The following is a 24,927-nucleotide window of genomic DNA, read 5'->3' on the forward strand; positions in this document are numbered from 1 at the left end:
GCGTCAGCCCAGCAAATGCAAAGCGCGCGGGTCGGCGACGGCGAGCAGGACGCGTTCGAGCGCGAGCCATGCATCGTGCGGGTCGCGTCCCCACTGTCCCCGACCCTTCGCGATGCGATCCACGCGCCCGACTTGCGCGGCGAAGCGTTCCCAGCGCGCGGCGTCGTGCCGTTTCAATGCGCGCGTATACGCGGCCTGTTTCGAATCCCAGATGCGTTGCGCCTTGAATTCGGCCTGCAGGTTGCCGCCGCGTGCCGCGACGCGTGCGAGCGCCGCGGCACGCTGCAATTCCATCGCGACCATGCCGAGCAGCGCGGGCACCGCCTCGCCTTCGCCGCGCAGGCCGTGCAGCATGCGCGAGACCTGCGCGGCCTGGCCGTTCATCGCGGCATCCACCAGACGAAACACGTCGTAGCGCGCGGAGTCGGACACCAGCGATTCCATCGTCGCCGCGTCGAGCGTGCGGCCTTCGGCGAGCAGCGAGAGCTTGTCGATTTCCTGCGCGGCCGCGAGCAGGTTGCCTTCGACCCGATCGGCGAGCACCTGCACGGCGTCGCGATCGGCGCGCAAACCGCGCGCACGCATACGCGCGTCGATCCATCCGTTGAGTTCGTGGGGTTTCACTTGCCAGGCGATGAGCTGATGACCAATGCGCGCGAGCGCCTCGCTCCACTTGCCGCCGTGTTGCTTGCTCCATTCGCCGGCGGTGACGAGCAACACGACGTCGGGCGGTGGGTCAGCTGCGAACTTCGTGAGTATCTCCGCGCCGTCCTTGCCCGGCTTGCCGCTGGGCATGCGGATTTCGACCACGCGCCGCGCGGCGAACAGGCCCGGTGCCTGGAAGGCAGCGGCCACGCTGTCCCAATCCGGGTCGCGGCCCTCGATGTCGTAGACCTCGCGATCGCCGATGCCCTGCTCGCGTGCGGCGGCGCGCACGGCGTCGGCCGCTTCCAGCACCACCAGCGTTTCGGGCCCCGCGACCAGGTACGCAGGCCGCATGGGCTCGGAGGCGAGTTGCGCCGCGAGCCGATCGGGCCTCAGTTCGGCCATCGGATCAGGATTGCGGCGTGGGCGCCGCGGACGCAGGCGCCGATGCAGTCGACGCCGGCGCCGGAGCGGTGGTCGTCGACGACGCCGCCGGCGCCGTGGTCGGCACGCCGTTGCGGATTTCCGGGCGCGTGACGTTCAACGCCGCACCGACGCGACGCAGGATCGCCGTCGACATTTCGCGGCGCAATTCCTTGGCGAGCAGCTCGCGCTCGGAGGTCGCGCCCACCGCATCGTTCGGCGGCGCCACGTAATCGCGCGAGAGCTCGACCGCCTGCTGCGGCACCACCACGTTCCCCGCCTGGTCCAGCAACGCGAAGATCACCGCATAGCGCAGGCTGAATTCCTGCGCGCGGCCGCGTTCGTCGATGCTGATCGGCGTATCGCCCCAGCGTTCGGACACGATCTGCAGGATGGTCGAGGGCTGCGCGGGATCGGTCGCGGGCACGGCGCCGGCGCGCGTCATCGCATCGGCGAGCGTTTCGGCGAGCGGGCTGTAAGGATCGGGCGACACCACGCGCACGGGGTTGAGTTCCGTCGGCAGCGTGAGCGCATTGCGCAGGTGGAAGCCGCAGGCGCTGCACAGCGCGATGAGCACCAGCAGCATCGTGATTCGGACAAGCGTCGTGGGCGTTCGCATGGCGGCCAGTCTGGACGAGGGGGCGGCGGCGGGCAAGGCCGCCGACCGGCGTGCGATCACGCCGACGCCACGATGTTGACGATCTTCCCCGGCACCACGATCACCTTGCGCACGGTCTGCCCGTCGAGGAAGCGCGCGACCGCGGGTTCGGCGAGCGCCGCGGCCTCGACGAACGCCTCCGATGCATCGGGTGCGACCTCGATGGTCCCGCGCAACTTGCCGTTGACCTGCACCGCGAGCGTCAGCGCATCGCGCTTGAGCGCATCGGGATCGACCTTCGGGAACGGCACGTCTTCGAGCAAGGCCTCCGGATGCCCCAACGCCTGCCACAAGCCATGGCACACGTGCGGCGTCACCGGATTGAGCAGCAGCACCATCGCCTGCAAGGCTTCGTGGCGCACGGCGCGGCCCTGGTCGCTCATGTCGTTGAATTTCGAAACATGGTTGAGCAGTTCCATGAGCGCGGCGATCGCGGTGTTGAAGCTGTGGCGGCGGCCGTAATCGTCGCCGACTTTCTGGATGGTCTCGTGCACCTGGCGGCGCAGCGTTTTTTGCGCGGCGTCGAGCGACGCGGGCGCGACATCCGGATGATCCGGCTGCGCCACGTGCGTCAACACTTCGCGCCAGAAACGGCGCAGGAACCGCGCCATGCCCTCGACGCCCGCCTCGTTCCATTCCAGCGATTGCTCCGGCGGCGCGGCGAACATCGAGAACAGGCGCACCGTGTCGGCGCCGAAGCGATCGACCATCGCCTGCGGGTCGACGCCGTTGTTCTTTGACTTCGACATCTTCTCGACGCCGCCGATGTGTACCGGCTTGCCGTCGGCCTTTAGGTGCGCACCGGTGATGCGGCCGCGTTCGTCGCGCTCGGCGTCGACGTCGGCGGGGTTGATCCACTCCTTCGAGCCGTCGGCGTTGTCGCGGTAGTAGGTTTCCGCGATCACCATGCCCTGGCAGAGCAGGTTCGTCGCCGGTTCGTCGCTATGCACCATGCCCGCGTCGCGCAGGAGCTTGTGATAGAAGCGGAAGTACAGCAGGTGCAGGATCGCGTGTTCGATGCCGCCGATGTACTGGTCGACAGGCGTCCAGTAATTGGCGCGCGCATCGACCATGTCGGCCGCGCCCGGCGAGGTGTAGCGCGCGTAATACCAGCTCGACTCCATGAAGGTATCGAACGTGTCCGTCTCGCGTTCGGCCGCGCCGCCGCACTGCGGGCACGTTGTCTTGCGCCATTCCGGGTCGGCCTTGATCGGCGATTGGACGCCCGAGAAGGCGACGTCCTCCGGCAGCACGACCGGCAACTGGTCTTCCGGCACCGGCACCGCGCCGCACTTGGCGCAATAGATGACGGGAATCGGGCAGCCCCAATAACGCTGGCGGCTCACGCCCCAGTCGCGCAGGCGGAAGTTCACGCGGCGCGTGCCGTGGCCTTGCGCCTGGAAACGCGCGGCGATCGCCTCGAACGCCTCCTCGTAATCCATGGCGTCGAATTCGCCGGAATTCACCAGCAGGCCGCGCTCGGTGAACGCGCCCTCTTCCTGGATCTTGCGCTCGAAATCCTGCACGACTTCGACGGCGGCGCGCAACTCGTACACGTCGGCGCTGCCGCCGTGGAGCGCGGCATCCATCGGGTCGTGGTGCGTCGTGGTTTCCTGCGCGAGCTCCGCCACCGCGTCGCGCACTTCCGGCGGCACGATCACCATGCGGATCGGCAGGCCGTAATGGCGCGCCATTTCCCAGTCGCGTTGGTCGTGGCCCGGCACCGCCATCACCGCGCCCGTGCCGTAATTCATCAGCACGAAGTTGGCGACATAGATCGGCAAGGCTTCGCCGGTGATCGGATGCAGCGCGCGCAGGCCGGTGTCGCGGCCGCGCTTGGCCTGCGTCTCGAGCTCCGCCTCAGACACGCCACCGTGGCGGATGTCGGCGATGAACTGCGCCAGCGACGGATCGCCCGCCGCGGCCTGTTTCGCAAGCGGATGTTCGGCCGCGATGCTGATGAAGGTCACGCCCATCAACGTGTCGGGGCGCGTGGTGAAGACGTGCAGGTCTTCGTCGCTGCCATCGACCTTGAAGGCGAACTCCAGGCCTTCGCTGCGGCCGATCCAGTTGCGCTGCATCGTGCGCACGGCATCGGGCCAACCGGGCAATGCATCCAGGCCGTCGAGCAATTCCTGCGCGTAATCGGTGATGCGCAGGAACCACTGCGGGATCTCGCGCTTTTCCACGACCGCACCGGAGCGCCAGCCGCGACCATCGATCACCTGCTCGTTCGCAAGCACCGTCTGGTCCACCGGATCCCAGTTGACGACCGAATTCTTGCGATACGCCATCCCCTTCTTCAGCAGGCGCACGAACATGCGCTGCTCGTGCACGTAGTAATCGGGGCGGCACGTGGCGAATTCGCGCGACCAGTCGATCGCGTAGCCCATCGTGCGGAGCTGGTCGCGCATGTGGTCGATGTTGGCGTAGGTCCACTTCGCCGGCGCGGTGCGGTTCTTGATTGCCGCGTTCTCGGCGGGCAGGCCGAAGGCATCCCAGCCCATCGGCTGCAGCACGTTGCGGCCATTCATGCGCTGGAAGCGGCTGATGACGTCGCCGATGGTGTAGTTGCGCACGTGGCCCATGTGCAGCGCGCCCGAGGGGTACGGCAGCATCGAGAGGCAGAAGAACTTCGGGCGCGGGTCGTTTTCGTTGACTTCGAACGCGCGGCGGTCGGACCAGAAGCGCTGGGCGGCGGCTTCGAGGGTGCGGGGGTCGTAGGCAGGCGCGTCGGGGGCGGCGGACATCGGTCGATTTGCACGGACGATACGGGGCCGGAGAGCCTATCAGACCGCGCCCCGGCGCGGTCCGCGGGCGGCGGCCCTCCGGCGGGGAGAAGGCTCGGCGATACTGCCGGCATGGACATCGACCTCACCTGGACCGGCTATGTGGCCGCCACCCTCACCACGCTGTGCTTCGTGCCGCAGGCGGTGAAGATCCTGCGCACGCGCGACACCCGCAGCATCTCCGTGCACATGTACGCGGTGTTTACGGTAGGCGTGGGGTTCTGGCTGGCCTACGGGATCGCGCTGCATTCCTGGCCGATGATCGTGTCGAACACGGTGACGCTGGGGCTGTCGGCGGCGATCCTGGGGATGAAGCTGCGCTGGGGGTAGGTTTCAGGGTTTTCTGACATCGCAGTGCGGTGTTCACCGACTGCGATGGGGACGGCGAATCGGGAGGATGTGGACACACCCAACAAGGAGTGTTCCATGCAAAACAAGGATTCCCGCACCTTCGGTTTCATCCCGGCCCTGCTCGTCGCCGGTTGCCTCGCTTCCCCCACGGCCGCCGCCACCACGGGCACCATCTCGTTCGACGGGCAGATCACGGACTCCACCTGCGACGTCAGCGGCGGCACCACGGGCACGTCCTCGTTCGCGGTTCGGCTGCCCATCATCAGCACCAACCAGTTGGGCCCGGGCGACGTGGCAGGCCGCACGAATTTCCGCATGGCGCTGTCCAATTGCCAGGTCGTCCTCAACGGCGTGCGCGTGTTCTTCGAAGGCGGGCCCACCGTCGATCCCGCCTCAGGCACGCTGACCACCAGCCTCCCGGACGTCAACCTCGCGCTCTTCAACGGCGACGGGTCGCAGATCGCCGTCGGCAACGAAACGCAGCGCGACGACAACACGCTCTACCAGACCTTCGACACGATGGATTACCAGGTCGCCTACCAGAACGTCGGTGCGGTCGGTGCAATGGCCGGCGTGGTGACATCGAGCGTCGTGTACTCGCTGCACTATCCGTGAGCACCCTGTTTCGCAACGCGGCCTGCCGGGTCGCGTTGGTGGCGCTCGCGTTCGGGTCTTCCGCGCACGCAGGCGTCGTGCTCGACAACACGCGCGTCGTCTTTCCCGGCGACGCGCGTGATGTCACGGTACGCCTGAGCAATCGCCACGCGCATCCGGTGCTGGTGGAAGCGTGGGTGGAATCGCCGGTGGTGGCCGCGCAGGTCCCGTTCGCGCCGGACCCGCCGCTGTTCCGCATCGACCCGGGCAAGGGGCAGACGCTGCGCCTGCACCGCCTGCCAGGCGCGCTGGCGACCGATCGCGAGACGCTGTTCTGGCTCAACGTGCTCGATGTGCCGCCGGATCCGCCGACGGAACACGATGCATCGGCGATGAAGATCGCGTTGCACACGCGCGTGAAGCTGCTGCATCGGCCGGGCAGCCTGCCCGGCACGCCGGGGCAGGCGCCGGCTGCATTGCGGTGGCGTGTGCTGGACGATGCGCGCCTGGAAATCGACAACCCCACGCCCTACCACGTGACCATCGCACGCATCGCCGACGGCGAGGGTTGGGACGTGCTCGGTGCAATGGTCGCGCCGTTCGCAAGCACCACCGTGCGGCCGAAGACCGCCCGTCGCAGCGGACGCATCACCTTCGAGGCGATCAACGACCTGGGCGGTCGCGATCGGTTCGAGAGTCCGCTGCCCGAAGCGCCGGTGCGGTGATGCGCGGCGCGCCGGCCTTCGCATTCGCGTTCGCTTGCGCGACGGTGCACGCGGGCGAATCGGCATCGCCGCGCGTGCGGTTCGACGCCGCGATGTTGCGCAACGCCCGCGACGTCGACGTCTCCGCGTTCGAGACCGGCCATCCGGTGCGGGCGGGCGTGCAGGACGTCGAAGTGTGGCGGAATGGCGAACCGATGGGGCGGCGCAGCGTGCGCTTCGTCGGCGCCGACGCACGCGCCTGCTTCGACGCGGCCTTCGTCGAATGGCTCGGCGTGGACATCGCGCGTCTCGCGGACGCTCGCAAAACATTCGCCGATGACCCGTGCCCGAGGGTCGATGTCCTCCATTCGGCTGCGGGCGCACGTTACGAACCGGGCGACCTCGCGTTGCATGTTTCGATCCCACAGGCGTTGCTGGTTGCCCGCGCTGCGACCCCCGACGCCACGCCGCCCGACGCAGGCATCACCGCCTTCCGCCTCGCCTACGGCGCGAACCTGTTGCGGTCCCGGGCACAGGGCCTCCAGGCCTTCGACCAGGCGAGCCTGCGGCTCGACGCCGGGATGAACGCAGGAACCTGGCGGTTGCGCCATCGCAGTACGCACCTCTGGCGCCCGGCGCAGGGTCGCGAAAGCGACACGCTCTCCGCACACCTGGAACGCGACGTGTCGCGCTTCGACGCACGCCTGACCCTCGGCGACTTCAACGTCACCGGCCTGCTGTTCGACCCGGTCTCGCTGCGCGGCGTGCGGCTGAAATCCGATGACCGCATGTTGCCCGCATCGCAACAGCGCAACGCCCCCACGGTTCGCGGGGTCGCGGACACCAATGCGCGCGTGCAGGTGCACCAGGCCGGGCGGTTGTTGTTCGATACCACGGTGCCGCCGGGGCCGTTTGCGCTCGAAGACGTCAATCCACTCGGGCGTGGCGGCGACCTCGACGTGCGCATCGTGGAAGCCGATGGTCGCGTGCGTACGTTCGTCCTTCCCTACGCCACGATGCCCGGGTTGTTGCGCGCCGGGCGCATGCGGTTCGGGCTGGTCGCAGGTTGGGTGCCGGACCGCGACACGCGGGACGCGCCCGTCGTCGCAGGCGCACTGGAATCGGGCGTGCAGGATCGCGTGACGGTGCGTGCGGCCGCACAGGCCACCACGGGCCACACGCAAGTGTTGGGTGGTGTCGCGTTCGCGTCGGGCGCGGGTGCGTGGTCGATCGATCGCATGCACGCGCGCACGTCGCGCCAGGCCGGGCTCGCCCGCGGCGTGGCCACGCGCGCGGCCTTCACGACGGACGTACCGTCAGCGCGCACGACCTTGCAACTCGGCGCGACGCGGACCCCCGTTTCCTACCATTCGTTGCAGGAAGCGACCCAGGCCCCCGGCCCGTTTCGCGAGCGCCAGCGATTCGATGCCACGCTCCAGAAATCCTTCCAGGACCGGCGGCACGGCCTGCACGTCTCCATCTTCGATCGTCGCTTCCATGCCATCGCGGGCAGGCAACGCAGCGCCCGCCTGGGTTGGTCGATCCCCACCAAGCGCAGCGGTGCCGTGTTGAACGCGACCATCGAGCACACGCGGCAGATCGCGCGTCATGCAAGCAATGAGGCAGTGCTGTCGCTCACCCTGCCACTGCGATTGCGGGACACCGGAAGCGCATCGTTCGCCCATGCGCACGCACGCGCGGGTGCGCGACGGTTTGACCTGCAATCCGGCATCGGCGGTGTACTGCGGGATCGCAATGCCTGGAGCCTCGGCTTCGCGCGTGCCGAAGATGCGCGTGGCGGCACGACGACGAGCAGTGCGTCGCTCGGCCACGCAGGGCGAGCAGGGCGCATCGATGCGGGCCTGAGCGTGTCGCCTGCAGTGCGCCAGGCATCGGTCACGGCCGAAGGCGGCGTGCTCGTGCATCCGCATGGCGTCACGGTCGGTCAGACGCTCGGTGACACCATCGCGCTCGTCCGCGCCGACCACGGCGCCGGTGCCCATGTGCTGCAGGCGCCCAACGTGCGGCTCGACCGGCGCGGGCATGCGCTCGTGCCCCAGTTGTCGCCCTATCGGCGCAATCGCGTGGGCATCGAGGTGGGCGGCGCGTCGCCGGACGTGGTCTTCGATTGGACCGAGCGCAACGTGGTTCCGCGCGCGGGCGCCATCATCGATGTCCCCCTCGCGGGCACGCATCGCCCGATGCACTTCGTCCGCATCGTGGTCGGCGACGGCGGTGCGCCCCCCTTCGGCGCGCGTGTCGTCGATGCGTCGGGGACAACGCATGCGCGCGTGGGTCGCGATGGCCTCGCGCGCGTTCCGGCGAACGTTGCAGCGTGGTTCCTGGAAGGTCATGCACTTCCCTGCAGCATCGGGCCGGCACCGGCCGACGCCATCCCGGTGGCGACCTGTCCGGCGTCACCGGGCTGATGCGCTCCGCCGGTCGAACACGCCCCACGCAACGCATGCAAGCCATGCGAGCCACGCGACGATCCCGATGCGCTGCCCCATCGCCGGCGCATCGGGCACCGCGACGAACATGGCGAACGCCAGCACCAACGCGGCAACCAACGCTGTCGCGAACCGCAAGGCCACGCGTCCCCGCCATGCCACCGCAAGGAGCACGCTGCCTGCGACGAACGCGAGCCACCACACGGTCCATGCGGCCGTATGCATCTTGCCCACGCCGTAGCCGAAGCCTTTTGCCGCATCCACCGGCAACACGCCCTGCGCCGCGAAGGCGAGCGCCGCGAATGCGCACAACGTCCAGCCCACGCCCAGCATGCGGCTGTCCGCATCGCGCGCGCGATCGGCGATGGACAGGCGCACGGTCGCCGCCCAGGCGAGCAAGCCGGGCAGCAGGAAGCCGAGCAGGTCGAACGCCCACCAACGCGGCACGCCGCGTGCGCCGAGCAGCGCGACCGGATGGGTCGCGTGGGAAAAGCCGCTGAGCGCCGCGCCGAACCCCAGCAGCGCGGCGACGAAGCCCAGCAGCGCGAGGGCCGTGACCAGGCGGACGGAAGGCAGGCGTGCAGATCGGGTGGACGGTGGTCGCATGTCGCCATGCTAGCGTGCGGGCTTGCCGCGCCGCAGGGGCGTCCCCATCTGTGGCGCATCCCACTTCGACGATCGCCATGGCCACCACCGCTTCCCCGCACGTTTTCGACGCCACCGCCGAAACCTTCGAGACCGACGTCCTGCAAGCTTCGATGCAGGCGCCCGTGCTCGTGGATTTCTGGGCCGAATGGTGCGGCCCGTGCAAGTCGCTCGGCCCGATCCTCGAAAAGCTCGCGGCCGAATACAACGGCGCGTTCCGCCTGGCGAAGGTCGACGTCGACAAGGAGCAGCAGCTCGCCGCCGCCTTCCAGGTGCGGTCGATCCCGACGGTCTATCTCGTCAAGGACGGCCAGCTCGTCGACGGTTTCCCCGGTGCGTTGCCCGAAGGCCAGCTGCGCGAGTTCCTGACGCACCACGGCATCGCGCCCGGCGCGCCGCAGGAGGAACAGGCGCCCGAGGAAATCGCCCCCGAGCCGCCGGCCGACCCGCATGCCGAAGTCATGCGCCTGCGCAAGCTCACCGAAACCGAAGCCGACAAACCCGAACACCGCCTCGACCTCGCACTTGCGTTGCTGCAGACCGGCAACACGCACGAAGCCGAACAACTGCTCGATGCCCTGCCCGCGAACCTCGCGCAGGACGATCGCGCCGTGCGGGCACGCGCGCGCCTCGGGTTCGCCGCGCTGTTGAAAGATGCGCCTGCGCCGCAAGTCCTGGAATCGGCGATCGCGAGCGACCCGAAAGACCTGCGCGCACGCCACCTGCTCGGCGTCCATCGCATCGTCGCAGGCGATGCGGAAGCCGGTCTCGAACAATTCCTAGAGATGCTGCGCCTGGATCGCACCTTCGAAGACGGCCTGCCCCGCAAGGCGCTGATCGATGCTTTCCAGGTCGTCGACGACGCCGAACTTGTCGGCCGCATGCGTCGTCGCATGGCCTCGTTGTTGTTGGTGTGACGCACGCACGGGTGACGGGCATCACGTAGCGACGCCAGGCGTCACGCTGCGACGCAACACGTCGCGTGAACGTGCCCTTCACGCGCCCCGGTGCATGAACCCATCAGGAACATGGCCGCCAACGGTCTCCCCGCTGCTGGCTGGTCGTGTTGCGCCAGCGTATTCTTCCGCCACGGAACAGGGGACCGTCAACAATGAGCGTGGATACGTCGTCGCATTCCGACGCCGCCGGTGCGCTGCCTCGCATCGCAGGCTTTCGCCTGTTGCGCGAGATCGGCCAGGGCGGCATGTCGACGGTGTACCTCGCCGAGCAAGAGTCGCTGGGCCGCAAGGTCGCGCTCAAGGTGATGCTGCCTGAGGCGCTCACCGATGAAGTCAGCCGGCGCCGCTTCGAGAACGAAGCACGCACCATCGCCCGCCTCGACCACCCCAACATCGTCGGCATCTACGAAGTCGGCCGCACCGCCGACGATCTCCCCTTCTATGCGATGCCTTACCTCGCCCGCGGCCACCTTGGCCAGCGGATCACGCGCCAGGACGGCCGCACGAAGGATCAGTCGCGCGTCATCGCCACGCTGCGGTCCCTGCTCGAAGCGCTCGACTACGCGCACGTGCGCGGCGTCGTGCACCGCGACGTCAAGGCCGAGAACGTGTTGTTCGACGACGCCGAGCGACCGCTGCTCGCCGACTTCGGCATCGCGTTGCGCAAGGGCGTCAATCCGCGCCTGACGATGACGGGCCTTGCCGTCGGCAGCACCGCGTACATGCCGCCGGAACAGGCGCGCGGCGAAGAAGTCGACAGCCGCGCCGACCTTTACAGCATCGGCGTGCTCGCATGGGAAATGCTGACGGGCATGCTGCCGTTCAACGCCGCCGATGCGCTGTCGATGGCGGTGATGCACGCCAAGGATCCGATCCCGCGCCTGCCCGCCGAATTGATGCACTGGCAGCGCTTCATCGACAAGTCGCTCGCCAAGTCGCCCGCCCATCGCTTCCGCAGCGCGCAGCAGATGCTGGAAGCGCTCGACCGCATCGAGCGCGGCGGTTTCTCGATCGAAGCGGTGTTCGCGAACATCGCGCAACTTTGGCGTCGCACGCGCCTGATGCCCAAGCCGCTGTTGATCGGCGGCGGGTTGCTGTGCGCGGCGATGATCGGCGTGGCCTCGCAGCACGACAGCGGCACCGACGACTTCTTCCGCGTCGAAACCTTGCCCGAAATCCGCAAGCCGATCGTGCCCGAAGTCGTCGAACGCATGCTGCAGCCGCCACCGGAATCCCCGGCGCAGCAATGGGTCACCGCCGCCGAACAACAACTGGCATCGCGCAAGCTCACCGCGCCGCAGGGCGACAACGCCTACGACAGCGTCCTCGCCGCATGGGACGCCGATTCCGCGCACGCGGGCCTGCCGCCGCTCATCGTCGGCGTGCTCGGTTCGCTCGGCGACGAAATGGCGATGCGCCTGCGTCGCGGCGAAGCCGATCGCGCACGCGACTACCTGCAGCGCGCGACGCAATTCGCCGACCGCACCGCGCCGCTTGGCGCCGAAGCCCTGCACGGCATCCACGAGAAGGCCGCCGAAGCACTGAAAAAGCGCGTGGCTGCCGACGAGAAGGACCGCAACCGCAAGGACGCGCTCGCCGCCGCCGCGCTCGCCAACGAATTCGCCGGCGACCAGGCGCTCGGCGATTCGCTGCGTGCGCGCGCCGAGAAGATCAACGTCGCCAGCGTGGGCGCGACCGAAACCGAGGTCGCCGCCGGCACGGACAGTGCGACCGTGCAGCCGACGCTGCGCACGTTGACGCGTGGCGAATACGCGCGCTTCGTCGCTGCCACCGGTCGCGCATCGGCGCTGTGCCGCGAACGCATGTCGTTCCTGCGCATCGTCAAGCCTCGCGATTGGCGCGAACCGGGCTTCGAACAATCCGACACGCAACCCGTCGTCTGCATCTCCTACGAAGACGCCGAGGCCTACGCGCATTGGGCGAGCCGCAACGGGACCCGGGTGCGCTTGCCGACCAGCAACGAAGTCGGCGCCACGCCGTCGCAAACCGGCGCACGCAACTACGCCACCTGGCTGCGCGGCGGTTCGGTCGCGGGCACGGGTTGGCGCGGGCCGAAACCGCGCGCGGTCGAACGCGAGCGTGGCTACGACGACGTCAGCGTGAAGTTGGTACACGACTGACGGTTCGGCGCCCCATAATGGGCGCCATGCGCAAACCTTCGACCCGTCCCAGTCTCCGCCGGCTCTTCATCACCGGTGTCCTCACCCTGCTGCCGATCTGGCTGACGTGGGTCGTGGTGAAGTTCGTCTTCGTCATGTTGTCGGACATCAGCCGGCCCCTGATCGGTCCGCTGCTCGCCACCATCGCGGCGCGCAATCCGCAGGCGCTCGGCTGGCTGGGCGAACCCTGGGTGCAGACGGCACTCGCGCTGGTCGCGACGCTCGCGGTGATCCTGTTGTCCGGGGTGATGGCGCGCGTCGTCGTCGGGCAGACGATGTTGCGGTGGTTCGAACGCCTGGTGCAACGCATTCCGCTCGCGAACACGATCTACGGCAGCGCGCGGCAGTTGCTCGACATCCTGCAGACCAAGCCCGATGGCACGCAACGCGTGGTGCTGATCGACTTCCCGCACAACGAGATGAAGAGCATCGGCTTCGTCACGCGCGTGATGCGCGAGCAAGGCACCGGGCGCGAACTGGCAGCGGTCTACGTACCGACCACGCCCAACCCCACGGGCGGCTATCTGGAGATCGTGCCGGTCGAAAAAATGACGCCGACCGATTGGACCGTCGACCAGGCGATGAGCTTCATCATTTCCGGTGGCGCGGTTTCGCCGGATTCGATTCCCTTCGCGCCGCCGCCGCGCGCGCCTGCCGACGCCTGATGCACCCGCATCCCCTCGACGACCGCGCCACGCGGCTGTTCATCGCGCTGGCGGCGTTCTTCTGTGTCAACGCGGTGCTCGCCGAATTCATCGGCGTCAAGATCTTCGCGCTCGAAGACACGCTCGGCATCACGCCGTTCCAGTGGAACCTGTTCGGGCAGACCGGCTCGCTGAGCTTCACCGCGGGCACGTTGTTGTGGCCGATGGTCTTCATCTTCACCGACGTCATCAACGAGTTCTTCGGCAGGCGCGGCGTGCGCATGATTTCCTGGATCGCCGTGGTGCTGATCATCTACGGATTCGCGTTCGCCTTCGCCGCGATCTCGCTTGCGCCGGCGAGCTGGTGGGTCGGCGCGGCGCAATCGCAGGGCGTGCCCGATTACCAGAAAGCGTTCGCCGCGGTGTTCGGGCAAGGCCTGTGGACGATCGGGGGTTCGGTGATCGCCTTCATGATCGGCCAGCTGATCGACGTCTCGGTGTTCCATCGCATCCGCCGGCGCACGGGCGAGAAGCACGTGTGGTTGCGCGCGACCGGTTCGACCGCGGTCTCGCAACTCGTCGACAGCTTCGTCGTGCTTTACATCGCGTTCGTGATCGGGCCGCAGCACTGGTCGATGTCGCTGTTCCTCGCGGTCAGCACGGTGAACTACGCCTACAAGATGCTCTCGGCGATCGCGCTGATCCCGTTGATCTACGCCCTCAAGCGGGGGATCACCTCCTATCTGGGGCAGGCGCGCGCGCACGAACTGCGGGACGCCGCGGCCCTGTCCTGAATCGCTGAACCGCCCTGTTGTTGTTGAACGGTATTTTGTAAAACTTCCGTTCAAGCATTCCCTGCCGTGACCTTCGACACCCCGCCCGCGCCCGCGGCAGACGTTAGAGTCCGCAGTCGCCCGAGCGTGGGCGCCTGATCTTGCCCACAAATCCCGGAGTGTCCCGTGCGCCGTAAACCACAGGTGTTGCTGCTGTCCCTGTCCATCCTTGCGGCCCTCGCCGCATGCAAGCCCGGCGAGAAGCCCGCCGGCAACGTCGCCGCCCCGGGTGAGGCCGCGGCGCCGAAGCTCACGCTCGACGAGAGCAAGCTGCCGGGCCTCAACGCCTTCCGCACCGCAGATCTCGACACCTCGAAGAACGCGTGCACCGACTTCAACGGTTACGTGAACAGCAAGTGGCTCGCCGCCAACCCGATCCCGGGCGACCGCACCTCGTGGGGCGCGTTCGAAATGATCGACGAGCGCTCCACCGCCGTGCAGCGCCAGCTCGCCGAGCAGGCCGCCGCCGACAAGAACGCGAAGGGCGTCGAAAAGATCGTCGGCGACCTGTGGGCCACCGGCATGGACGAGGCGAAGATCGAAGCGCAGGGCATCAAGCCGCTCGAATCGCGCCTGGCCGCGGTCGACAAGCTGACCGACGCCGATTCGATCTCCGCCTACCTGCGCGACACCGCGTCGAAGGGCGAAGCGTCGATCTTCGACTTCGGCCCCGAAGCCGACTTCCATGATTCGTCGATCAACACCGCCTATGCCACGCAGAGCGGCCTGGGCCTGCCCGATCGCAACTACTACTTCGACGCCGACAAGCAGCAGAACCGCGACGATTACGTCAAGCACATCGCCAAGGTGCTCGAGCTGGGCGGCACGCCCGCCGCCGATGCCGCGACGCAGGCGAAGGAAATCCTCGCGTTCGAAACGCGTCTTGCGAAGGCCTCCAAGTCGAGCGAAGAACTGCAGCGCGACATCTCGCTGTACTACAACGCCGTTTCGCCCGCCGACGCCGACAAGCTGACGCCCGGCTTCTCGTGGGAAGACTTCTTCAAATCGCAGGGCGTTGCCGCGCCGAAGGCGTTCTCGCTCGCGATGCCGGCCTTCCACGCCGAATGGAACAAGATGCGCAGCGACACGCCGATCGAACAGTGGAAGCACTACTTCCGCTTCCACGTGATCGACGAGGCCTCGCCGTACCTGAGCGACGCCTTCGTGCAGGAAAACTTCAACTTCTACGGCGCGGCGATGCGCGGCCAGAAGGAAATCAAGCCGCGCTGGAAGCGCGTGCTGTCCACCACCAACAGCCAGGCCGGCGAAGCGCTGGGCCAGATGTACGTGCAGGTCGCCTTCCCCGCCGAGTCGAAGGCGCGCATGGAAATGCTTGTGCAGAACCTGCGCGACGCGCTCAAGGTGCGGCTGGAAAACCTCAAGTGGATGAGCCCGGAGACCAAGAAGAAGGCCATGGAAAAGTGGTCGGCCTTCACGCCGAAGATCGGCTACCCGGACAAGTGGCGCCCGTGGGATGGCCTTGAAACCTCGCGCGACAGCTACATCGGCAACGTGATGGCCGCCAACGCCTTCAACTACAAGTACGAGATGTCGAAGATCGGCAAGCCGGTGGACAAGACCCAATGGGGCATGACGCCGCAGACGGTCAATGCGTCCTACAACCCGCTGGCCAACGAGATCACCTTCCCCGCCGCGATCCTGCAGCCGCCGTTCTTCGACCCGAAGGCCGACGATGCGACCAACTACGGCGGCATCGGTGCGGTCATCGGCCATGAAATGATCCATGGCTACGACGACCAGGGCCGGCGTTTCGGGCCGACCGGCAACTTCGAGAACTGGTGGGCCGACGCCGACGCGAAGGGCTTCAAGGGCCTGACCGACATGCTGGTCGCGCAGTTCGACGGTTACGAAGCCGCGCCCGGCAAGAAGCTCAATGGCAACCTGACGCTGGGCGAGAACATCGCCGACCTCGGCGGCCTCAACGTCGCCTACCAGGCGATGAAGAAGGCCACCGCCGGCGCGCCGGACCCGAAGACCGACGGCTTCACCAACGACCAGCGCTTCTTCCTCAACTTCGGTACCGTCTGGCGCCGCAGCATGACGGAGAAGGAAATCGACCGCCGCATCGCCACCGACGAGCACGCGCTCGCCAGCTTCCGCGCGATCGGCGCGCCGTCGAACATGCCCGAGTTCGCCACCGCGTTCTCGTGCAAGCCGACCGACCCGATGGTGCGTGGCGACGGCAAGCGCATCGTGATCTGGTAACGGCGCCTGGTTTCAAGCACGCAAGGAAGGCCCGGGAAACCGGGCCTTCCTTTTGTGATGCGCTGCCGCTTCCGTTCATCCTGCCGCAGCCGGAGCGCTTGCTACACTCGGGCGGTCTTTTTCCTTGAGTTGCACGCGATGACGCAAAGACTTGCTCCCCTCGCCCTTGCCCTCGGCCTGGTCCTCGTCGCGGGCCTGGCCACGCCCGATGCGATGGCGGCGAAGAAAAAAAAATCTTCCAAGCCCAAGGAACCGCCTGCGCCGACGGCGTGCACGGACTTCTACAGCGTCGCCACCGCCGACTGGGCGAAAGCGCATCCGGTACCGGCGACGGGCAGCGTCTCGGCGATGGGTGAACTCACGGAGCGTTCGCTGCAACAACAGCGCGACCTCCTCGACGCCGCGATGCAGGGCCCGCAAGGCAACGTGCAGAAACTCCTCGGCGATTTCTGGGCGAGCGGCCTGGACGAGGCCGCGGTCGAGCGCGGCGGCGCCAATCCCGTCGCGCCGCTGCTCTCGCGCATCGACGGCATCCGCAAGGCCAAGGACATCGCTCCGGCGATCGCCGCGCTGCACCAGGTCGGCATTCCGGTGGCCTTCAATTTCGGGGCCGACATCGACTTGCGCGATCTGTCGCGCCACATCGGTTACTTCAGCCAGGGCGGCCTCGGCATGCCGGACCCGGCGTTCTATACGCGCGGGGATGCCGACACGCGCGCGGTGATGTCGCGCTACGAGGATTACGTCAAGAAGATCCTGACGCTCTCGGGCACCCCCGCCGACCGCCTTGCCGCCGACGCGAAGGCCGTGATCGATCTGGAAACGCGCATCGCGCAGGCGAGCAAGCCGATCGTGTCGCTGCGCGATGTGCAGGGCAATTACGCACCGGTTGCGGTGAAGGACATCGGCAAGACCTACAAGCGCCTGCAACTGGCCGAATTCCTCAAGGCGCAGGGCGTCACCGACGACACGGTGTCGATCTCCAATCCGCAGTTGTTCGCGCAACTGGAGGCGATGGCCGCGGGCCTGCCGCCGTCGCAGTGGCAGGCGTATTTGCGCTTCCATGTCGGCAATGCGATGGCGCCGTACCTGGCGAAGGCCTGGCGCGACGCCGAGTTCGAGTTCCGCGGCCGCGTGCTGCGCAGCGAAACCACGCCGCCGGAACGCTGGCGCCAGGTGCTCGACGCGATCAACACCGCGGCCGGCCCGATGCTCGGCCACGAATACGCCGCGCGTTACGTGCCGGCGGGGACGAAATCGCGGGCCGAGCAGATCGCGACGGACGTGCGGGCCGCCCTTGGCCGCGCCGTGGTTCGCAGTCCGTGGATGGGTGCGACCGCAAAAGCCGAGGCAAAGGCGAAGGTCGACGCGCTCAAGATCGAAATCGGCACGCCGCATCGCGACCTCGACTACAGCGTGCAGCCGATGGGTCGCGGCAGTTTCGGCGGCAACATGCTGATCGCCTCCACCTGGCGTCACCGCGAAGAGATGAAGCGCATCGGCCGCGGCAACGCCGATCGCCGTTGGGACGTGCTGCCGCAGCAGCCGGCGCTGGCCTACGACATCGCGCAGAACCGCCTGATCGTCACCGCCGCGATGCTGCAGGCCCCGGTGCTCGACATGAGTGCGGATCCGGCGTCGCAATACGGTGCGTTCGGTGGGCTGGTGGGTATCGAACTCGGACATGCGGTCGACAACAAGGGGCGCTTCGTCGATGCGAAGGCCACGGTGCGCGATTGGTGGACGCCGGCGGAGAACGATGCGTGGAATGCGCTCGGGCAGAAGGTGACCACGCAGTACGGGCAGTTCGAGGATCCGGCGTTGACAGGCGTCAAGCTCAACGGATCGCAGTCGCTCAATGCGAATGTCGCCGACCAGTCCGGCGTCGAGTTGGCATGGGATGCCTGGCGCAACGGCAACGCCGCCGCGGATTCGACGGCGCAGAAGGCGTTCTTCCAGGGTTGGGCGAACCTGTGGGCCAACCAGAGCAGTGCGCAGGAAGCCACCGCACGCGCGGCGACGAGCGTGCATGCGCCGGGCAAGTGGCGCGTCAATGGTCCGCTGATGAATCTGCCTGCGTTCGGTGAGGCTTATGCGTGCAAGGCGGGTAGCGCGATGGTGTCGGCGGATCCGGTTCGCGTCTGGCCGTAACAGCAGTTGCGCGGAGACAACGCGTTTTCGGCCGGGTTCGGCTCCACCAGTGCGGCGCATCGGCCGCCGCATTGGAGGCCACATTGCTACGCAAGAGCTCACGCTCCGCAATGTGGCCTCCAACACGGCAACCGCTACGCACCACGCTTATGGTTTCGCGACAGCGCCGTGGGGAATGGTTGCGATGCCATTTGACTGATGCACGCCTACTGCCAGCACACCAGACGGACGGAACGTCACCCACCTCGGCGCGCGCACCGGCGTGCTGCGTCACCGTGTGGCAGGCGACGTTCCTCGTAGCGATCTGACTGCAGAGCCCGCTCTTAAGCACGCAAGAACGCGAGAGCCCTGATCAGATCGCCGCGAAGGCGCCGATGCCCGAGAGAGGACATCGCGCTAGTCGCGTGCATACACGTATGCCGCGATGTCCTCGACGGGCAAGGTGCCGCCCGTCTGGTGTGCTGGCTGTAGGCGCGCATCGGTCCGACGTCGGCAAACCCACTCCAACGTGGGTGTCGAGCAACCCGACGCGTGGTGCGTGGCGGTCGTCGCGTTGGAGGGCCTCATTGCGGAGCGTGAGCTCTTGCGTAGCAATGAGGCCATCCAATGCGGCGGCACGTCGCGCCCTTCTGGTGTCGCCGAACCAAGCCTGTCAGCGAACGATCCGCGGCCTCTGCGGTGGCTTCCGACCAAACGGCGGCTGCCCGCGCCAATAGCGAATGAGCAACCAGCCGAACAACATCCCGCCCAGGTGCGCGAAGTGCGCGACGCCCGGCTGCGCGCCGGAAATGCCGAGCAGCAGTTCAATGACGCCATAACCAATGACGAGCGTGCGCGCCTTCATCGGGATCGGCGGGAACAACAACATCACGCGCTGGTTCGGGAACAACATCCCGTAGGCGAGCAATAAACCGAAGATGCCGCCCGATGCACCGAGCGTGGGCCCCGCGTCGTGGCCCGACTGCATCGCCCACCACCCGACGACGAGCTGGCACACCGCCGCGCCGACGACGCACACGAAGTAATACGTCGCGAACCGCTTGTTGCCCCACGTGTATTCCAGCGGCGCGCCGAACATCGCCAGCGCGAGCATGTTGAACAACAGATGGAACAGGTTCTGCGGATCGTGCAGGAATGCGTACGTGACCAGCTGCCACGGCATGAAGGGCGCCGCGTCCGTGTAACGCTGGTCCAGGCCGATGGGCCAGAGCTGGAAGATGTCGAGCGCGTGGCCCGCGAACATCTGCAATACGAACGCAACACCGTTGGCGATCAGCAGCGCCTTGGTGACGGGCGGCAGGCGGGGGAACATGCGGGAGTGGCTCTCTGCGACGGGGGATTCGGGGGAGCGCGGCTATCATAACGGCATGATCGCGCTTGCCGCCGTGCACGACGTCGCAGCCATCGCCGACGCCCTGCGCACCGGCGGCGCGTGCCGCCTCCCCGATTTCCCCGACGCCGCCACCACACAGGCGCTGCGTGAAGACCTCGACCGCCTGCAGGCCGCCGGCGCCCTCGCCTCCGCGGCAATCGGCCGTGGCGCCTCGCTCGGGCAGCGCGCGGACATTCGCGGCGATGCGACGCTTTGGCTCGACGATGCGCGCACCGGTCCCGCGGCCGCCGCATTCCTGGCTTCGCTCGACGGCTTGCGCATCGAACTCAACCGCCGCCTGTTCCTCGGCGCCGATCAAGTCGAGGCGCATTACGCCGCGTACCCGCCCGGTGCGCGCTATGCGCGGCATCGCGATCGCTTCCGCGACGATGATGCGCGCGTGATTTCCTTCGTCGCCTATCTCAATCCGGATTGGCGCGACGACGACGGCGGGGCGTTGCGTCTGTCGCTCGAGGGTGGCGACATCGACATCGCGCCGCGCACGGGCAGCGTCTGTTTCCTGAGCGAACTCGAACACGAAGTGCTGCCCGCCACGAGAGAACGCCGCAGCATCGCGGCCTGGATGCGCCGCCGCCCCCGCTGACCTCAGCGCGGACGCCAGAGCGCGGCGTCGAGGTTGCCGTCGAGGTCGGCCACCGAGTCGGCGATGCGCACGCGACCGGCGCGCACGTCGACGCCTTCGGCGCGCAAGCGCTGCGTCTGTTCGCGATAGCCTTTCGAATTCGGCGGGAAGGCGATCTTCCCGTCGCTGCGCAACACACGATGCCAGGGCAAGTCCGGCGCGCTGTGTTCACGCAGCACGCGCGCGACCATGCGAGCGCGCCCCGGCAGCCCCGCGCGGCGCGCCACGTGCCCGTATCCGGCGACCTGGCCCGGGGGAATGGCACGGATGGCGGCAATGATCCGCTCGGCGGGAGACAGGTCGGCCATGAGGGTCTAGCATAGCGATTCCGCGCCCCCCGGACCCCGGCATGCAGAACTTCGAGCAGATCCGTACGCACCTTGGCCAAGGCAGTTTCCGCATCACGATGCAGGAGCCGTATGTCATGTGCATCGAACTCTCGCTCGAACAGGGCACGCGGCACCAGGCCATCTTCCTGTCGGAAATGGTCGACGACGATGGCCGCAATTACCTGCGCGTGAGTACCGCGGTCGCGCCGACGACGGGCCTGGATGCGCGCCGCGCGCTCGCATTCAATTGGGAAAGCCGCGTGGGGTATCTGGCCATCGGCGAACTCGATGGCGTGCCTTACCTGACGTTGTGCGAGAACCGCCCATACGATTGCGTCTCGCCTTCCGAAGTCGACCGCCTGATCCTGGAGATCGGCGGCATGGGCGATCGCATGGAGCGCGCGCTTTCCGCTGGCGGCGACCTGCTCTGACCCGCGCTTGTAACCGCGCGCGTTACGTCCAGCCGACCATCTCGAACAGCCGGAACAACCCGTAGGAGATGCCGCCGGCGGCGGGGATCGTCAGGATCCACGCCCATACGATGCGCTCGATGACGGTGATCTTCAGCGCGCGCGGGTTCTTCGCGAACCCCACGCCCATGATCGCGGTGGAAATCGAATGCGTCGTCGACACCGGCATGCCGAAGTGTGCGGCGGTGACGAGGATCGTGGCGCTCGCGGTTTCCGCGGCGAAACCATCGATCGGATGCAGCTTCACCATCTTGTGGCCGAGCGTCTTGATGATGCGCCAGCCGCCGGCCGCGGTGCCGGCCGCCATGACGAGTGCGCAGGTGGCGACGATCCAGCTGTCGATCGAATCCTTGCCGCCATCCGGGTGCAGGAACGACAGCCACTCCGGCAAGCCGTTCAACGCGCCTTCGGTCTGCGCGGCGAAGATCGCCAGCGCGATGATGCCCATCGTCTTCTGCGCATCGTTGCTGCCGTGCGCGAAGCCCATGTAGGCCGCCGACCCCAATTGCGCCTTGCCGAAGAACGCGTTGACCCACCGCGGGCGCGAGAGGCGGCGCAGCGGCCCGCCCGCGCGATACAGCGCGGCGATGATCGCGTACAACAAGCCGAGGATCAGCACGCCGAGCAGGAAGCCGAAGAACGGCGAACTGATCATCGGCAGGAACACTTTCCAGAGCAGGCCCTTGTTGGTCGCCCACCCCGCGTCCCCGAGCTTGGACCAGATCAGCGAATGCCAGTTGTTGTGCGCCGCCGACAAGGCCGCGCCGCACAAGCCGCCGATCAGCGCGTGCGACGAAGACGAGGGCAGCCCGCGCCACCACGTGATCAGGTTCCAGGCGATGGCGCCGAGCAGCGCTGCGATCAACACCTGCGAGGTCACGGCGACCACGTCGGTATCGACGATGCCCGAGGCGATCGTCTTCGCCACCGCGGTGCCGTAGAAGGCACCGATGAGGTTCATGCCCGCGGCGAGGATCACCGCCTGGCCGGGCGACAACACCTTCGTCGCGACGACCGTCGCAATCGAATTGGCGGTGTCGTGGAAACCGTTGATGAACTCGAAGATCAGCGCGAAGGCCACCACGAGCAGCACGAGGGTGAGCATGCAGGCGCCCTTGCGTCAGCTGTTCTTGAGCGCGATCGAATAGGCGACGACGCCTGCCTCGCGGCAGCGGTCGATCGCCTTCTCCAGGATCTCGAAGAATTCCTTGAGCAGGAACATCTCCGCGGCGTCCAGGCGACCGGAATAAATGTCGCGGTGCAACTCGAGGATCAGGCGGTCGGCCTCGGCCTCGATCACGCGCAGGCGATCGTTGAGCTGCTTCATCGGTTCCAGCCGCAGCTCGTGCAGCTCGGCGACCATCTTCACCACGACCTGCGCGGCCTGCTCGAGCATCGCCGCGCGCGGCGCGAAGTCGATGCCTTCGAGGCGATGGCGGGCGAGCGCGAAACGGTCGGCGAAACGCTCGACCTGCTTGGGAATCTTGTACAGCGCCGAGGCGAGCGACTCGATGTCTTCGCGTTCGATCGGCGTGATGAAGCTGTCCACGAGCGCCTGGCTGATCTTGTCGGAGGCAACGCGCTCGCGCTGGCGGGCGAGCTTGAAGGCTTCCAGCGCCGGGGTGCGCGCCGGCGACTTCAGCATTTCGTGGAGGGCCACCGTACTGTCGTGGGCGGCGACCGCGGCGTCGTTGAGCAGGCTGTAGAACTGCTTGCCCTGTCCGAAGATCGTCTGCAGGGAGAACATGCGGGGCGGCTCCGTTTCACGGTATTGACGGGAAGAAGGCGCAATTATGACAGGCAGTCATATTACAGGCGTATGACAGTGGGCCTTCGGGCCGGCTGCTATGATGCCGCCGCGCCCCCGCGCACACCCATGGACGACGCCCCGACCGCCCCCGCCGAACACCCCACGGCCTTCCCCTGGATGGACCCGCCCGCGTGCTCGAGCTGCTGATCGTCGCCTGCCTGATCGTCATCAACGCCTTCTTCGCGATGTCCGAGATGGCGCTGATGACTTCGCGCAAGTTCAAGCTCAAGCAGATGGGCGAGGACAGCCGCGGCGCGCGCACGGCGCTTGCGCTGGCCGAGCATCCGGACAGCCTGCTATCGACCGTGCAGGTCGGCATCACGGCCATCACGGTGCTGACCGGCTTTTACGGCGGCGAATCGCTCGGCGCGGTGATCACCGCGAACATGCCGCCCCTGCCGTGGCTCGACGCCTACGCCGGGAAGATCGCGACGGTCGTTGCCGTCGTCGTCATCACCGCCGCGTCGGTGATCTTCGGCGAGTTGATCCCCAAGCGCCTGGCACTGACCAACCCCGAGCGCATCGCGAGCGCGGTGGCCATCCCCATCCACTGGGTGCAGCGCGGCGCGCGCCCGCTCGTCGCCACGCTCGCATCGATCAACCGCCTGGTGCTGCGCATCCTCGGCATCAAGGACGACGCGCGCGGCGCGATCACCGAAGAGGAAATCCAGTTGCTCGTGAGCGAAAGCCACGAGCAGGGCGTCATCGACGCCGACGAACGCAACATGATGACGCGCGTCATGCGCCTGGGCGATCGCACCGCCGAAAGCCTGATGACGCCGCGCATGCGCATCGCGTGGCTCGATGCCGCGGCCGACCGCGAGGACAACCTCGAAACCATGCGCGAGACGCCCTACTCGCGCTATCCGGTGTATCGCGGCACCGACGCCGACGTGATCGGCGTGCTCGAAGTGAAGACGCTGCTCGACGAACTCGCCAAGACCGAACCGGAATTGTTCCGCGACATCCGCCCCGCCGTCTTCGTGTCCGAATCCACGCATGCGCTCAAGCTGCTGGAGATCTTCCGCGAGGAACAGCAGTCCATCGCGCTGGTCGTCGACGAATACGGCGAGATCCAGGGCATGGTCACCGTCACCGACGTGATGGGCGCGATCCTCGGCCGCCTGCAGTCGATGCAGACCGATGAAACCGATGCGATGGTCGCGCGCCGCGAAGACGGTTCGTTGCTCGTCGACGGCGCATTGCCCATCGAAGACGTGCGCGAGTTGTTGGGCGGCATCGCGTTGCCCGACATCGAAGAGTTCGACTACCACACCGCCGCGGGCATGGCGATCGCGCACTTCGGGCGCATTCCCAACGTCGGCGAATATTTCGATTGGGACGGCTGGCGCATCGAAGTGGTCGACCTCGATGGCCCGCGCGTGGACAAGCTGCTGTTGCAGCGCCTGGATCGGGGAACCCACGATGCATGAGGGCGAGGACGCAGCGCCGCACGCCGAATACGGGACGCGCGCCATCCTCGACGCGCTCGCGGCAGGCAATCCCGACGATCTGTTGACCTTGCGCGACCTGCTCTCCGGCCTCGGCCGTCGCGCGTTCGGCATGCTTGCCTTCGTGTCCGTGCTGCCCGCCTTCATCCCGATTCCCATCGGCGGCGCGATCAGTGGCCCGTTGCTGATGTTCATCGGCGTGCAACTGTGCATCGGCCTGCGCAAGCCCTGGCTGCCGGACTTCATCGGCAAGCGCGGCCTGCATCGCCACGCGATCGCGACATTCGACAGACGCCTGGCGCCGATACTTTCGCGCCTGGAAAAACTCGTGCGTCCGCGCATGCCCTGGATGCTCGATAGTCGCATCGCCAGTGTCGTGACGGGTTTGCTGTTGTTGCTGCTCGGCTTCCTGTTGTCGCTGCCGATTCCGCTGACGAATTACCTGTTCGGCGGGACCTTGCTTGCCTTCGCGCTCGCGCTGCTGGAACGCGATGGCGTGTTGATGCTGGTCGCGTGGATCGTGGGGTTGATCGCGGCGGCGCTGAGCTGGAACCTGACCTTGCAGGCCGCGCACGGGATCGACCTGTTGTTCTGACGCGT

Annotated in this window: 22 protein-coding genes; 14 read left to right on the forward strand and 8 right to left on the reverse strand. The window is 67.3% G+C overall.

Translation table 11 applies throughout. The features are described from left to right. Positions 1-3: 3 nt before the first annotated feature. Genes holA through leuS form a run of 3 tightly spaced genes read right to left on the reverse strand, consistent with a single transcriptional unit; the run spans position 4 to position 4,476 of the window. Positions 4-1,050 (reverse strand): DNA polymerase III subunit delta, encoded by a 1,047-nt coding sequence (gene holA, locus ACXJJ8_RS00675; protein ID WP_499026260.1) that lies wholly within the window; start codon positions 1,048-1,050, stop codon positions 4-6. 4 nt (positions 1,051-1,054) lie between these two features. Then, entirely contained in the window at positions 1,055-1,687 is a 633-nt protein-coding gene (locus ACXJJ8_RS00680) for an LPS-assembly lipoprotein LptE (RefSeq protein WP_499026262.1), read from the reverse strand. Between the two features lie 56 nt (positions 1,688-1,743). Continuing rightward, positions 1,744-4,476 carry a leucine--tRNA ligase gene (leuS, locus tag ACXJJ8_RS00685; protein ID WP_499026264.1) on the reverse strand — a complete coding sequence of 911 codons (2,733 nt, stop codon included), beginning with the start codon at positions 4,474-4,476 and terminating at the stop codon, positions 1,744-1,746. A 111-nt stretch (positions 4,477-4,587) separates the two neighbouring features. Between leuS and ACXJJ8_RS00690 the strand changes: the two genes are divergently transcribed. The 4 genes from ACXJJ8_RS00690 (at position 4,588) to ACXJJ8_RS00705 (ending at position 8,593) form a co-directional block, all read left to right on the forward strand. Then, positions 4,588-4,845, forward strand: coding sequence for a SemiSWEET transporter (locus ACXJJ8_RS00690; protein WP_499026266.1), 258 nt, complete (start codon positions 4,588-4,590; stop codon positions 4,843-4,845). A 96-nt stretch (positions 4,846-4,941) separates the two neighbouring features. Further along, positions 4,942-5,481: a fimbrial protein gene (locus ACXJJ8_RS00695; RefSeq protein WP_499026268.1), complete on the forward strand. Its 540-nt coding sequence runs from the start codon at positions 4,942-4,944 to the stop codon at positions 5,479-5,481. Next, complete coding sequence (locus ACXJJ8_RS00700) at positions 5,478-6,185, forward strand: fimbrial biogenesis chaperone (RefSeq protein WP_499026270.1); 708 nt, start codon at positions 5,478-5,480, stop codon at positions 6,183-6,185. Before ACXJJ8_RS00695 ends, ACXJJ8_RS00700 begins: the two co-directional genes overlap by 4 nt. Beyond that, complete coding sequence (locus tag ACXJJ8_RS00705) at positions 6,185-8,593, forward strand: fimbria/pilus outer membrane usher protein (protein ID WP_499026272.1); 2,409 nt, start codon at positions 6,185-6,187, stop codon at positions 8,591-8,593. Before ACXJJ8_RS00700 ends, ACXJJ8_RS00705 begins: the two co-directional genes overlap by 1 nt. On the opposite strand, the gene ACXJJ8_RS00710 is transcribed toward ACXJJ8_RS00705, so the two are convergent. Further along, positions 8,582-9,220, reverse strand: a complete 639-nt coding sequence (locus ACXJJ8_RS00710) for a DUF998 domain-containing protein (protein WP_499026274.1) — start codon at positions 9,218-9,220, stop codon at positions 8,582-8,584. The two genes, ACXJJ8_RS00705 and ACXJJ8_RS00710, sit on opposite strands and share 12 nt — an antisense overlap. Before the next feature lie 77 nt (positions 9,221-9,297). On the opposite strand from ACXJJ8_RS00710, the gene trxA reads away from it, so the two are divergent. From trxA to ACXJJ8_RS00740, 6 genes are all read left to right on the forward strand, one after another. Then, entirely contained in the window at positions 9,298-10,176 is an 879-nt protein-coding gene (trxA, locus tag ACXJJ8_RS00715) for a thioredoxin (protein WP_499026276.1), read from the forward strand. A 194-nt stretch (positions 10,177-10,370) separates the two neighbouring features. Continuing rightward, positions 10,371-12,359, forward strand: a complete 1,989-nt coding sequence (locus tag ACXJJ8_RS00720) for a bifunctional serine/threonine-protein kinase/formylglycine-generating enzyme family protein (protein WP_499026277.1) — start codon at positions 10,371-10,373, stop codon at positions 12,357-12,359. Between the two features lie 26 nt (positions 12,360-12,385). Then, complete coding sequence (locus ACXJJ8_RS00725; RefSeq protein WP_499026279.1) at positions 12,386-13,063, forward strand: DUF502 domain-containing protein; 678 nt, start codon at positions 12,386-12,388, stop codon at positions 13,061-13,063. Further along, the gene (locus ACXJJ8_RS00730) at positions 13,063-13,836 is read left to right on the forward strand and encodes a queuosine precursor transporter (RefSeq protein WP_499026281.1); all 774 of its coding nucleotides are present in this window, start codon (positions 13,063-13,065) and stop codon (positions 13,834-13,836) included. Before ACXJJ8_RS00725 ends, ACXJJ8_RS00730 begins: the two co-directional genes overlap by 1 nt. Before the next feature lie 165 nt (positions 13,837-14,001). Continuing rightward, a complete protein-coding gene (locus tag ACXJJ8_RS00735; RefSeq protein ID WP_499026283.1) occupies positions 14,002-16,101 on the forward strand; it encodes a M13 family metallopeptidase in 2,100 nt (699 codons plus the stop codon). A 138-nt stretch (positions 16,102-16,239) separates the two neighbouring features. Then, the gene (locus tag ACXJJ8_RS00740; protein ID WP_499026285.1) at positions 16,240-18,252 is read left to right on the forward strand and encodes a M13 family metallopeptidase; all 2,013 of its coding nucleotides are present in this window, start codon (positions 16,240-16,242) and stop codon (positions 18,250-18,252) included. Between the two features lie 652 nt (positions 18,253-18,904). Here the strand turns inward: ACXJJ8_RS00740 and ACXJJ8_RS00745 are convergent. Continuing rightward, positions 18,905-19,564: a rhomboid family intramembrane serine protease gene (locus ACXJJ8_RS00745; RefSeq protein WP_499026287.1), complete on the reverse strand. Its 660-nt coding sequence runs from the start codon at positions 19,562-19,564 to the stop codon at positions 18,905-18,907. Positions 19,565-19,619: 55 nt separating this feature from the next. On the opposite strand from ACXJJ8_RS00745, the gene ACXJJ8_RS00750 reads away from it, so the two are divergent. Then, positions 19,620-20,228 (forward strand): 2OG-Fe(II) oxygenase, encoded by a 609-nt coding sequence (locus ACXJJ8_RS00750; RefSeq protein WP_499026289.1) that lies wholly within the window; start codon positions 19,620-19,622, stop codon positions 20,226-20,228. A 2-nt stretch (positions 20,229-20,230) separates the two neighbouring features. Here ACXJJ8_RS00750 and ACXJJ8_RS00755 read toward each other — a convergent pair whose 3' ends face one another. Then, positions 20,231-20,575 (reverse strand): MGMT family protein, encoded by a 345-nt coding sequence (locus ACXJJ8_RS00755; RefSeq protein ID WP_499026291.1) that lies wholly within the window; start codon positions 20,573-20,575, stop codon positions 20,231-20,233. A gap of 41 nt (positions 20,576-20,616) precedes the next feature. Between ACXJJ8_RS00755 and ACXJJ8_RS00760 the strand changes: the two genes are divergently transcribed. Then, positions 20,617-21,027, forward strand: coding sequence for a hypothetical protein (locus tag ACXJJ8_RS00760; protein ID WP_499026293.1), 411 nt, complete (start codon positions 20,617-20,619; stop codon positions 21,025-21,027). A gap of 22 nt (positions 21,028-21,049) precedes the next feature. On the opposite strand, the gene ACXJJ8_RS00765 is transcribed toward ACXJJ8_RS00760, so the two are convergent. After that, a complete protein-coding gene (locus tag ACXJJ8_RS00765; protein ID WP_499026295.1) occupies positions 21,050-22,171 on the reverse strand; it encodes an inorganic phosphate transporter in 1,122 nt (373 codons plus the stop codon). A 15-nt stretch (positions 22,172-22,186) separates the two neighbouring features. Beyond that, positions 22,187-22,813, reverse strand: a complete 627-nt coding sequence (locus ACXJJ8_RS00770) for a DUF47 domain-containing protein (protein ID WP_499026297.1) — start codon at positions 22,811-22,813, stop codon at positions 22,187-22,189. Between the two features lie 194 nt (positions 22,814-23,007). On the opposite strand from ACXJJ8_RS00770, the gene ACXJJ8_RS00775 reads away from it, so the two are divergent. Next, positions 23,008-24,309 carry a hemolysin family protein gene (locus ACXJJ8_RS00775; RefSeq protein WP_499026299.1) on the forward strand — a complete coding sequence of 434 codons (1,302 nt, stop codon included), beginning with the start codon at positions 23,008-23,010 and terminating at the stop codon, positions 24,307-24,309. Beyond that, entirely contained in the window at positions 24,302-24,922 is a 621-nt protein-coding gene (locus ACXJJ8_RS00780) for an exopolysaccharide biosynthesis protein (RefSeq protein ID WP_499026301.1), read from the forward strand. Before ACXJJ8_RS00775 ends, ACXJJ8_RS00780 begins: the two co-directional genes overlap by 8 nt. Positions 24,923-24,927 lie beyond the last annotated feature (5 nt).

This window comes from Lysobacter sp. P5_C4 (assembly GCF_054049695.1).